Raw genomic sequence first — 10,474 nt, 5'->3', positions numbered from 1 at the left:
ACACACTCCCGCCCGGCTCACCGCCCATCTTAGTGCATCGGGCCCCCAAGCCGGGCGCCCCCCACCGACTTCCAGACACCGGTAGGCCTCGTCCCGCGCCACCCGCTTCTCTCATTTCACGTCTTTGATGTGGTTCGTGATGCGCACGGTCGAGCAGCGGCGGCCCGCTTCGTCGGTGACGACGATCTCGTGGACCGCGAGGGTGCGACCGAGGTGGATCGGCGTGCAGACGCCGGTGACGACGCCGGAGGTCGCGGAGCGCGTGTGCGTCGCGTTGATGTCGACGCCGACCGCGAGCCGGCCCGGCCCCGCGTACAGGTTCGCCGCCATCGAGCCGAGCGACTCGCCCAGCACCACGTAGGCGCCGCCGTGCAGGAGGCCGACCGGCTGGGTGTTGCCCTCGACCGGCATCGTGGCCACGGCACGCTCGACGGAGAACTCGGTGAAGACGATCCCCATCTTCTCGGCGAGGGCCCCCATGCCGCGATTGGCAGCCCACGCGAGGCCGTCGACGGGGGAGGGGGAGTGCTCGGGCATGCGTCGCCTTCGGGGGATTCGGGGCGGGAGATCGGGTGTCGCCGGCCCTGACTAGGCTTGCAGGGTGACGGACTCCGCAAAGCCTACCCTTCTCGTCGTCGACGGCCATTCGCTGGCGTACCGGGCGTTCTACGCCCTCCCCGTCGACAACTTCTCGACGAAGGACGGCCAGCACACGAACGGGATCTACGGGTTCCTGGCGATGCTGATCAACCTGATCAAGGCAGAGAAGCCGACCCACCTCGCGGTCGCCTTCGACACCTCTCGGCAGTCCTTCCGCACCCGCGAGTACACCGAGTACAAGGCCAACCGCTCCGAGACCCCGTCCGAGTTCAAGGGGCAGATCCCGCTCCTGCAGGACTGCCTCGCGGCGATGAGCATCCAGGTGCTGCAGCAGGAAGACATCGAGGCCGACGACATCCTCGCGACGCTCGCGACGCAGGGCGCGTCGCAGGGGTTCCACGTGCTCGTGTGCTCCGGCGACCGCGACACGATCCAGCTCGTGAACGACGACGTCACGCTGCTTTATCCGAACGTGCAGGGCGTCTCGCAGCTCAAGCGCTACGACCGCGAGGCGGTCATCGAGCGCTACGGCGTGCCTCCCGAGCAGTACCCCGACATCGCCGCGCTCGTCGGCGAGACGAGCGACAACCTGCCGGGTGTGCCGAAGGTCGGAGAGAAGACCGCCGTCAAGTGGCTGGGCCAGTTCGGCTCGCTCGACGCGCTGCTCGAGGGCGCCGACTCCATCAAGGGCGTCGTCGGCGGCAACCTGCGCGAACACATCGAGGACGTGCGCCGCAACCGCCGCCTCAACCGGCTGCTCACCGACGTCGAGCTGCCTCTCGGCCCCGACGACCTCGAGGTGCAGCCCATGGACGCGCAGGCGGTGCGCGACATCTTCTCGCGCCTCGAATTCAAGACCCTCATCCCGCGCGTCGCCGAGCTCGCCGGCATTGAGCAGCAGATGGCGGCTGTCACCTCCGCCGCTGCCGAGCTCGCGCCTGTCGCGAGCGAGCTCGCACCGGCGGAGTTCGCTGCGTGGCTCGAGGGTGCCACGGGCGAACTCGGTGTGACGATCGCTGTCGAAGGCGGGCTCCCCGCCCGCATCGGGGCGGCGACGACGGATGCTGCGGCCGAGGCATCCTGGACCCCCGAGCTCGCCGCGGCCATCGGGCCGTGGCTGACCTCGGACGCCCCCAAGGTGCTGGCCGATGCGAAGCCGCAGGTGAAGGCGCTGCGACGGGCGGGTCTCCGCCTCGGCGGACTCGCGTTCGACGTGATCCTCGCCGGGTGGCTCCTGCGCCCGAGTTTCCCCGACAAGAACCTCGCTCACCTCGTCGACCGGTACCTCGACGAGAAGCTGCCCGAATCCGACCCGACCCAGCTCGTCCCCGAGACCGAGGGCGCGACGACCGGTCAGCTGTCGTGGTACCTGATGCGGGTCGCCGCGGCAGTGCGCGCCGAGCTCCCTGAGAGCGTGGCCGCCGTCCTCACCGACATCGAGCTGCCCACCCTGCACACGCTCGCCGACATGGAGCTCGCCGGCGTCGCGGTGTCGCACGAGACCCTGTCGCAGTTCTCGGGCGAGCTCGGCTCGCGCGCCGACGCCCTCGCGCAGGAGGCGTACGCCGCGATCGGTCGCGAGGTGAACCTCGGCTCGCCCAAGCAGCTGCAGGAGGTGCTGTTCGAAGAGCTGCAGCTGCCGAAGACCCGCAAGACCAAGACGGGCTACTCGACGGATGCCGCGGTCCTGGCCGATCTGCAGGAGACCAACCCGCATCCGTTCCTCGACCTGCTGCTGCAGCACCGCGAGGCGACGAAGCTGCGGCAGATCATCGAGTCGCTCGACAGCGCGATCGGCGGCGACCGCACGAGCGGCGCCGACGGCCGCATCCACACCACGTACGTGCAGACCGGCAGCCAGACCGGGCGCCTTTCGAGCACCGACCCGAACCTGCAGAACATCCCGATCCGCACGGAGGAGAGCCGCCGCATCCGGTCCGCGTTCACCGTCGGCGAGGGCTACGAGACGCTGCTGACGGCCGACTACTCGCAGATCGAGATGCGCATCATGGCGCACCTCTCCGAAGACCCGGGCCTCATCGAGGCGTTCAACTCCGGGGAAGACACGCACCGCTTCGTGGGCTCGCGCGTCTTCGGCGTCGCCCCCGAAGACGTGACCCCCGCGATGCGCACCAAGGTCAAGGCGATGTCGTACGGACTCGTCTACGGGCTCTCGGCGTTCGGCCTGTCGAAGCAGCTGCGCATCGAGCAGTCCGAGGCGAAGCAGCTCATGATGGAGTACTTCGCGCGCTTCGGCGCGGTGCGCGACTACCTGCGCTCGTCCGTCGAGCAGGCCCGCATCGACGGCTACACCGAGACGATCTTCGGCCGGCGGCGCCCGTTCCCCGATCTGGCGAGCCCCAACCGCGTACTCCGCGAGAACGCTGAGCGCGCCGCCCTCAACGCGCCGATCCAGGGCAGCGCGGCCGACATCATGAAGATCGCGCTCTTCCACATCCACGACGACTTCACCTCTCAGCAGCTCGGCTCGCGGGTGCTGCTGCAGATCCACGACGAGCTCGTGATCGAAGTGGCGCCGGGGGAGTGGGACACCGCCGAGCACATCGTGCGCACCCGCATGGGCGACGCGGCGCAGCTGTCGGTGCCCCTCGACGTGCAGATCGGCCGCGGCGACAACTGGGACGTCGCCGGTCACTGATCGGCGAACCGCCGGAAGGCGCCCCCACGGAACCGGGGTCCTTGTTTGTCGGCACCGCGTCCCATGCCTAGGCTCGATGCCATGACAGACGAAACCCGCACGCCCACGCAGATCGACAAGATCGCTGATGCGTGGGTCGACACCCTCGCCGAACTCGAGCCGACGCTCGCGACGTACATCGGTCGCTCCGAGTACAACGACCGGTTCGGCGACTACAGCCCGGCCGGCCAGGAGCGGCTGGTCGACGAGGGTCGCAAGACCCTCGCCGCGCTCGACGCCGCGACCGCCGACGACGACGTCGACGTCGTGACCAAGGAGGACCTCTCCCGCGAGATCCAGCTGGAGCTCGACCTGCACGACGCGAAGTGGCACCTCCGCGACATCAACGTGATCGCGTCGCACGCGCAGAACATCCGCTCCGCGTTCGACCTCATGCCCACCGCGACCGCGGACGACTGGTCGGTCATCGCGAAGCGCCTCGGCGCGGTGTCGGGCGCGGTCGGCGGCTACATCGAGACGCTCCGCGAGGGCATCTCGCAGGGCGTGGTGCCCGCTCGCCGGCAGGTCACCGAGGTGGCGACGCAGATCGCCCGCTACACCGCCGACAGCGGGTTCTTCGCGAGCTTCGCCGCCGACGCGGCTCCCGATGAGGGGCAGCTTCCGGCGTCGCTCGCCCGCGACCTGTCCGACAACGCCAACGCCGCGCGCGTCGCCTACGACGAGCTGGCCGCGTTCCTGACCAACGAGCTCGCCCCGGCCGCCACCGAGAAGGACGCCGTCGGCCGCGAGCTGTACGCACTGCACTCGCGGCGCTTCCTCGGCGCCACGATCGACCTCGACGAGACCTACGAGTGGGGCGTCGAGGAGCTTGCGCGCATGGTCGCCGAGCAGGAGGCGATCGCCGACGAGATCAAGGCCGGCGCCACCGTCGAAGAGGCGGTCGCGCTGCTCGAGCAGGACACCAGCCGCAAGCTCTACGGCACCGACGCGCTGCAGAAGTGGATGCAGGAGACCAGCGACCGCGCCGTCGCCGAGCTCGGCAAGACCCACTTCGACATCGCCGATCCGATCCGCAAGCTCGAGTGCATGATCGCGCCCACCAAGGAAGGCGGCATCTACTACACCGGCCCGACCGACGACTTCTCGCGTCCCGGCCGCATGTGGTGGTCGGTGCCCGAGGGCGTCGAGGACTTCGACACCTGGCGCGAGCTGACCACGGTGTATCACGAGGGCGTCCCGGGCCACCACCTCCAGATCGCGCAGGCCGTGTACAACCGCGCGCAGCTGAACACCTACCGTCGCCTGCTCGGCGGCACATCGGGTCATGCCGAGGGCTGGGCGCTGTACGCCGAGCGCCTGATGGAGCAGCTGGGCTACCTGTCCGACCCTGCCGACCGCCTGGGCATGCTCGACGGCCAGCGCATGCGCGCCGCCCGCGTCGTGCTCGACATCGGCGTGCACCTCGAGAAGCCGCGTCTGGACGGCCAGGGCACGTGGGACGCGGACTACGCGCTCGCCTTCATGCTGCGCAACGTCAACATGCCCGACGAGTTCGTGACCTTCGAGGTCAACCGCTACCTCGGGTGGCCGGGCCAGGCCCCGTCGTACAAGGTGGGCCAGCGCATCTGGGAGCAGCTGCGCGACGAGGTCGCCGAGCGCGAGGGCGACGCCTTCTCGATCAAGCAGTTCCACAAGCGCGCGCTCGACCTCGGCGGTGTCGGCCTCGACACCCTGCGGTCCGCGCTCTCGCGCTGATCACTCGCCGGGGTCGTGGCGCAGCAGCGCCACGACCTCGGCGTCGGTCGTCTGCCGGAAGTCGTCGTAGAACTGCCCCACCGCCCAGAAGTCGGCTTCACGGTTCGGGCAGACGAATTCGTCGACGGCGTCGGCCGGCGGCGCCCACTCCTCGGGGCAGACGGGCACGGCCAGCACGATCCGCGCCGGATCGCGGGCGCGCAGCGCGCGGCACGCCGCGACTGCGGTGGCGCCGGTCGCCACGCCGTCGTCGACGACGATCGCGACACGCCCCGGCAGCGCGACGGACGCCGAGCCGAAAGCATCCGTCCGCCGTGCCAGTTCGTCGCGCTCGGCCGCCTCGACGCGTGCCAGATCGCGCGGCGACATGCCCGCCCACCGCAGCGCGTCGGGCGTGACGATGCGCACGCCGTCGGCGATCGCCCCGACCGCGAACTCCTTGTGCCCTGCCGCGCCGAGCTTGCGCACGACGACGGTGCCGAGCTCGAGGCCGAGCGCCTCGGCGACCACGGCCGCGATGACGACGCCGCCTCTCGGGATGCCGAGGACCACGGCATCCGTTCCCCGCCATCGTTCGAGCTCTGCGGCGAGCTCGCGCCCGGCGGACCTGCGATCCGCGAACGGCACCATGCCACCACGCTACGCTCGCGGGGCGCGGTCGTCTCGGGAATGCCGCCGGCGCTCCACAGGTTCATGCAGATGCATAAAAGGAGAAGCACATGACCTCTGTCGACCCCGCCACGATCGAGCTCGGACTCGACACCTTCGGAGACGTGACGCGCGACGCCGCCGGCGAACTGCTCAGCGACGCGCAGACCATCCGCAACGTCGTCGAGCAGGCGGTGCTCGCCGATCGCGTCGGACTGTCGTTCTTCGGGGTGGGGGAGCACCACCGTCGCGAGTTCGCGGTGTCGAGCCCCGAGATCGTGCTCGCCGCCGCGGCGGCGCGCACCGAGCGCATCCACCTCGGGACCGCGGTCACCGTGCTCTCGAGCGACGATCCGGTGCGTGTGTTCGAGCGGTTCTCGACCCTGGACGCGGTCTCGAACGGGCGTGCCGAGGTCATCCTCGGCCGCGGATCGTTCATCGAGTCGTTCCCACTGTTCGGGTACGACTTGCGCGACTACGAGGCGCTGTTCGACGAGAAGCTCGATCTCTTCTCCCAGCTGCTGACCGAGAAGCCGGTGACATGGAGCGGGACGCTCCGCGCGTCCCTCGATGCGGCCGATGTCTTCCCGAAGACCGAGAACGGGCTGCGCGCGTGGGTGGGCGTGGGCGGCACGCCCGAGTCGGCGGTGCGCGCCGCGCGCTACGGGTACGGACTCATGCTCGCGATCATCGGCGGCCCGGCCGGGCGCTTCGCGCCTTTCGCGGAGCTGTACCGGCGGTCGCTCGACACCTTCGACCAGCCGCAGCTGCCCGTCGGAGTCCACTCGCCGGGTCACATCGCCGAGACCGACCAGCAGGCGTGGGACGAGGCGTACGAGGGCTTCGAGGCGATGAACAACTCGATCGGCCGCGAGCGCGGCTGGCCGACGTACAACCGGCTCCGCTTCCAGCACGACGTCGGCCCCGAGGGAGCCCTCTACGTCGGATCGCCCGAGACCGTCGCGCGCAAGATCGCCGCCACCGTGCAGACGCTCGGCGCCTCCCGCTTCGACATGAAGTTCTCGAACGGCACGCTCTCGCACGAGAGGATGATGCATTCCATCGAGCTCTTCGGCACCGAAGTCGTGCCTCGCGTGCGCGACATGCTGTCGTGAGCCCCGCGCGGGTCCCGGCATCCGTACCATGACGCTATGACGGATGCTGGAACCCGCGCGTCGTCGACGCTCTCGGGGCGCCTCGACTCTCTGCCGTTCACCCGCAAGCACCTGCGCGTGCTCACCGGCTCGGGGCTCGGATGGGCGCTGGACGCGATGGACGTGGGGCTCATCTCGTTCATCATCGCGGCGCTCGCTGCGCAGTGGAGCCTGACGCCGACCGAGGCGAGCTGGATCGCCTCGGTCGGGTTCGTGGGCATGGCGATCGGCGCGAGCGTCGGCGGCCTGCTGGCCGACCGCTTCGGACGTCGCCAGGTGTTCGCGCTCACGCTCCTCGTCTACGGGCTCGCGACCGGAGCCAGCGCGCTCGTCGGCGGGCTCGCCGCGCTCCTCGTGCTGCGATTCCTCGTCGGCCTCGGGCTCGGTGCCGAGCTTCCGGTCGCGAGCACGTACGTGAGCGAGTTCGCTCCGGCACGAATGCGCGGGCGCCTCATCGTGATCCTCGAGGCGTTCTGGGCCGTCGGGTGGACCCTCGCCGCGCTCATCGGGTACTTCGTGATCCCGGCCTCGGAGAACGGCTGGCGCTGGGCGTTCGCGCTGGGCGCCATCCCTGCCGCGTACGCGCTGATCGTGCGCTGGGGACTGCCCGAATCCGCGCGCTGGCTCGAGCGGCGCGGACGCTTCGGGCAGGCGGAGTCGGTCGTGCGTTCGTTCGAAGACGCCGCAGGCGCCACGGCGGTGCCCGCGTCAGGACGGCCGACCGTTCCGCCCGCGGCAGCCGTCTCGCTGGGGCAGCGGCTCGGCGCCCTGTGGTCCGCCGAGTTCCGCGTGCGCACGGCGTGCCTCTGGCTCGTGTGGTTCTGCGTCAACTTCTCGTACTACGGCGCGTTCATCTGGATCCCGTCGATCCTCGTCGCCCAGGGGTACGACCTCGTGCGGTCGTTCGGCTTCACGCTGATCATCACGCTCGCACAGCTGCCCGGGTACGCGGTGGCCGCGTGGCTCATCGAGGTGTGGGGGCGCCGCGCGACGCTGTCGGTGTTCCTCGTGGGCTCGGCGGTGTCGGCGATCTTCTTCGGCACCGCCTCCGGAGCGGGCGGGGTGATCGCGGCCGGCATGGCGCTGTCGTTCTTCAACCTCGGCGCGTGGGGCGCGCTGTACGCGGTGACCCCTGAGATGTACCCGACGTCGCTGCGCGCCACCGGCTCGGGATGGGCGGCCGGGGTCGGTCGCATCGCGTCGATCGTGGCGCCCCTGGTCGTGCCGCCGCTGCTCGTCGCCGGGGGCGCACCTGTGCTGTTCGTCGTGTTCGCGGTCTTCTTCGCGGTGGCTGCCGCGGCGGCGTGGGGGCTCGTGGACCGGCGCGGTGTCGCGCTCGACGACCGCTGAGCGTGGCAGGACGCGCGCCGCGCCGGTCGTAGGCTTGAGCTCGTGGCATCCGTTCGATACGTCGCGATCGGCGACTCCTTCACCGAGGGCGTCGGCGACGAGCTCCCTGACGGGCACGTGCGCGGCTGGGCCGATCTCGTGGCACAAGGGTGGGCGAATGCCACCGACGACCTCGTGGAGTATGCGAACCTCGCGATCCGCGGCAAGCTCGTGTGGCCGATCGTCGAGCAGCAGCTCGAACCGGCGCTGGCGCTGAAGCCGACGCATCTGTCGTTCAACGGGGGCGGCAACGACATGCTGCGCCCACGCACCAGCGTCGCGCACGTGCTCGCCGCCTTCGAGACGGTGCTGCGCCGCTGCGACGAGGAGGGCGTGCAGCTCATCGTGCTCTCGGGGGCGAACCCGACGGCCCAGCTGCCGCTGAAGCGCGTGATCCAGCGACGCGGCGATCTGCTGTCGCACGCGGTCGAGGCGCGCCTGGCGGCCCGGACCGACGTCGTCCAGGCGTACAACTGGTTCGACGAGGAGCTGGCGACGCCGCCGTACTGGTCCGAGGACCGCCTGCACATGAACGCGCGCGGACACCACCGCGTCGCCGCGCGGGTGCTGAGCTCGCTCGGCGTCGAGCCCGTGCCGGAGTGGTGGTCGCAGCCGCCCCTGCCCCCGATGGGCCCGCGTGGAGCGGCCTACTACCGCGAGCACGTCGGACCCTGGGTCAGGCGCCGGCTGACGGGGACGTCATCGGGCGACGGCCGCGAGCCGAAGTTCGGCCAGTGGACCGAGATCGCCCCGACCCTCGACTGACCCTCACTCCCCGGACGGCGCCTTCACGGTGTAGGTCAGCTCCGCGAAGGCACCGGCCTGCCGCACAGCGGTCAGCTCGAGCCGGTCGGCGCCGAGGACGCGGGGGAGGAGCGGCTTTCCCGACGGCAGCGTCGCCGGCGCGACAGAGACGCGGATCTCGTCGAGGAGACCCGCATCCGCGAACTGACCGGCGAGATCGCCGCCACCGACGATCCACACGTCGCCGTCACCCGCCGAGTCGCGGATCTCGGGCCACGCCTCGCGCACGTCACCGGAGACGAACCGCACGTCGACACCCGGCACGATCGGCTGCTCCCGGCTCGTGAACACCCACGTGGGACGTGAACCGTAATAGGCCGGCCACTTCTCGGGGTGCGCGACCAGGTCCTCGTGCTCGACGACCCACCGGTAGGTCGATGAGCCCTGGACGAGCACACCGATCCCCGACAGGAATTCCTGGAAGTCCTCGTCGCCGCCCTCTCCGCCGGGCGCGGCGAAGAGCCAGTCGAGCGAGTCGTGATCGTCGGCGATGAATCCGTTGAGTGTGGTGGCGGTGTAGAAGACGACGCGAGGCATGCCGTCACGGTAACGCGAACCTCGGACAAAGCTCTTGACACGGTATTCAACCGAGCGGTACAGTACCAATCAGTTGAACAGGAGGCGAGATGACCGATGCACTGAGCCGCACCTTCGCGGCACTCGCCGACCCGACGCGACGCGCGATGCTCGCGCGGCTGAGCGAAGGCGAGGCCACCGTGGGGGAGCTCGCCGAGCCGTTCGACATGACGTTCGCCGCCGTGTCGAAGCATCTCCGGGTCCTCGAGGGAGCGGGGCTCGTCACACGGGGCCGCAACGCGCAGTACCGCCCGGCGCGGCTCGACGCACGGCCGCTGGCTGCGGCATCCGATTGGATCGGCGGCTACGCCCAGTTCTGGGAAGACAGCCTCGGCGCCCTTGATCAGTACCTCAACGCCCTGCAGCAGCTCGGGGCGTCAAGCCCGGCACAGACGAAGACCGGCGGCACCGCCGCACCCATCGAGAAGGAGAACGACCATGACTGAGTACTTCACCGTCACGCGCACCCTGCAGGCTCCCCGCGAGCTGGTGTTCGAGACCCTCACGAAGCCGGAGCACTTCGCCGTGTGGTTCGGCACCGCCGCCGTCGAGGTGCCGCGGGACAGCCTCACGATGGACGTCCGCCCCGGCGGCGCCTTCCGTGCCGTCATGCTGCTGCCCGACGGCAACCGCATCGACTGGGCCGGCGAGTACAAGGCGGTCGAGCCGCCGTCGCACCTCGCGATGACGCTCACCGACCAGCCCGGCGACGACGCCGGACTGCCCGTCCTGTTCGACCTGGAGGAGTCCGACGGGGGCACCGTCCTCACGATCCGCCAGGACCGCAGCGACTTCTCGGACGAGCAGGTCGCCGCGACGATCGCCGGCTACAACTCGTTCATCGACGACATCGAGCGCGTGCTGGAGCGCCTGCAGACCGCCTGAGCGA

General features: G+C 70.3%; 10 protein-coding genes. 7 read left to right on the top strand and 3 right to left on the bottom strand.

Annotation, left to right across the window (positions count from 1 at the left end; genetic code table 11):
• Positions 1–111 precede the first annotated feature (111 nt).
• Positions 112–537, bottom strand: a complete 426-nt coding sequence (locus ACFC1I_RS02205) for a hotdog fold thioesterase (RefSeq protein ID WP_376006241.1) — start codon at positions 535–537, stop codon at positions 112–114.
• A gap of 64 nt (positions 538–601) precedes the next feature.
• On the opposite strand from ACFC1I_RS02205, the gene polA reads away from it, so the two are divergent.
• The gene (gene polA, locus ACFC1I_RS02200) at positions 602–3,259 is read left to right on the top strand and encodes a DNA polymerase I (RefSeq protein WP_376006240.1); all 2,658 of its coding nucleotides are present in this window, start codon (positions 602–604) and stop codon (positions 3,257–3,259) included.
• 81 nt (positions 3,260–3,340) lie between these two features.
• The gene (locus ACFC1I_RS02195) at positions 3,341–5,014 is read left to right on the top strand and encodes a DUF885 domain-containing protein (RefSeq protein ID WP_376006239.1); all 1,674 of its coding nucleotides are present in this window, start codon (positions 3,341–3,343) and stop codon (positions 5,012–5,014) included.
• Here the strand turns inward: ACFC1I_RS02195 and ACFC1I_RS02190 are convergent, their stop codons facing one another.
• The gene (locus tag ACFC1I_RS02190; RefSeq protein WP_376006238.1) at positions 5,015–5,644 is read right to left on the bottom strand and encodes a phosphoribosyltransferase; all 630 of its coding nucleotides are present in this window, start codon (positions 5,642–5,644) and stop codon (positions 5,015–5,017) included.
• Positions 5,645–5,733: 89 nt separating this feature from the next.
• On the opposite strand from ACFC1I_RS02190, the gene ACFC1I_RS02185 reads away from it, so the two are divergent.
• From ACFC1I_RS02185 to ACFC1I_RS02175, 3 genes are read left to right on the top strand one after another with little or no spacing between them, the layout of a single operon-like run.
• Complete coding sequence (locus ACFC1I_RS02185; RefSeq protein WP_376006237.1) at positions 5,734–6,777, top strand: LLM class flavin-dependent oxidoreductase; 1,044 nt, start codon at positions 5,734–5,736, stop codon at positions 6,775–6,777.
• A 36-nt stretch (positions 6,778–6,813) separates the two neighbouring features.
• Positions 6,814–8,166 carry an MFS transporter gene (locus ACFC1I_RS02180; protein ID WP_376006236.1) on the top strand — a complete coding sequence of 451 codons (1,353 nt, stop codon included), beginning with the start codon at positions 6,814–6,816 and terminating at the stop codon, positions 8,164–8,166.
• A gap of 42 nt (positions 8,167–8,208) precedes the next feature.
• Complete coding sequence (locus tag ACFC1I_RS02175) at positions 8,209–8,970, top strand: SGNH/GDSL hydrolase family protein (RefSeq protein WP_376006235.1); 762 nt, start codon at positions 8,209–8,211, stop codon at positions 8,968–8,970.
• A gap of 3 nt (positions 8,971–8,973) precedes the next feature.
• Here the strand turns inward: ACFC1I_RS02175 and ACFC1I_RS02170 are convergent, their stop codons facing one another.
• Positions 8,974–9,546: a dihydrofolate reductase family protein gene (locus ACFC1I_RS02170; RefSeq protein ID WP_376006234.1), complete on the bottom strand. Its 573-nt coding sequence runs from the start codon at positions 9,544–9,546 to the stop codon at positions 8,974–8,976.
• 89 nt (positions 9,547–9,635) lie between these two features.
• Between ACFC1I_RS02170 and ACFC1I_RS02165 the strand changes: the two genes are divergently transcribed.
• Together ACFC1I_RS02165 and ACFC1I_RS02160 are read left to right on the top strand one after the other, a co-directional pair.
• On the top strand, positions 9,636–10,031 hold the full coding sequence (locus tag ACFC1I_RS02165; RefSeq protein WP_376006233.1) for an ArsR/SmtB family transcription factor: 396 nt from the start codon (positions 9,636–9,638) through the stop codon (positions 10,029–10,031).
• On the top strand, positions 10,024–10,470 hold the full coding sequence (locus ACFC1I_RS02160; RefSeq protein ID WP_376006232.1) for an SRPBCC domain-containing protein: 447 nt from the start codon (positions 10,024–10,026) through the stop codon (positions 10,468–10,470). The genes ACFC1I_RS02165 and ACFC1I_RS02160 overlap by 8 nt, the downstream gene beginning before the upstream one ends.
• The last annotated feature ends 4 nt before the right edge of the window (positions 10,471–10,474 follow it).

Origin of the sequence: Microbacterium sp. NPDC056044 (assembly GCF_042267145.1) — a bacterium.
Lineage (GTDB): Bacteria > Actinomycetota > Actinomycetes > Actinomycetales > Microbacteriaceae > Microbacterium.
The sequence above is the reverse complement of the archived record's forward strand: the minus strand, read 5'-3'. Positions and strand labels throughout refer to the sequence as shown.

What these genes read in the sequence shown, in the direction of transcription:
- ACFC1I_RS02205 (WP_376006241.1), bottom strand. Translation starts at nt 537, where the DNA reads ATGCCCGAGCACTCCCCCTCCCCCGTCGACGGCCTCGCGTGGGCTGCC.
- ACFC1I_RS02195 (WP_376006239.1), top strand. Translation starts at nt 3,341, where the DNA reads ATGACAGACGAAACCCGCACGCCCACGCAGATCGACAAGATCGCTGAT.
- ACFC1I_RS02190 (WP_376006238.1), bottom strand. Translation starts at nt 5,644, where the DNA reads ATGGTGCCGTTCGCGGATCGCAGGTCCGCCGGGCGCGAGCTCGCCGCA.
- ACFC1I_RS02185 (WP_376006237.1), top strand. Translation starts at nt 5,734, where the DNA reads ATGACCTCTGTCGACCCCGCCACGATCGAGCTCGGACTCGACACCTTC.
- ACFC1I_RS02180 (WP_376006236.1), top strand. Translation starts at nt 6,814, where the DNA reads ATGACGGATGCTGGAACCCGCGCGTCGTCGACGCTCTCGGGGCGCCTC.
- ACFC1I_RS02170 (WP_376006234.1), bottom strand. Translation starts at nt 9,546, where the DNA reads ATGCCTCGCGTCGTCTTCTACACCGCCACCACACTCAACGGATTCATC.
- ACFC1I_RS02165 (WP_376006233.1), top strand. Translation starts at nt 9,636, where the DNA reads ATGACCGATGCACTGAGCCGCACCTTCGCGGCACTCGCCGACCCGACG.
- ACFC1I_RS02160 (WP_376006232.1), top strand. Translation starts at nt 10,024, where the DNA reads ATGACTGAGTACTTCACCGTCACGCGCACCCTGCAGGCTCCCCGCGAG.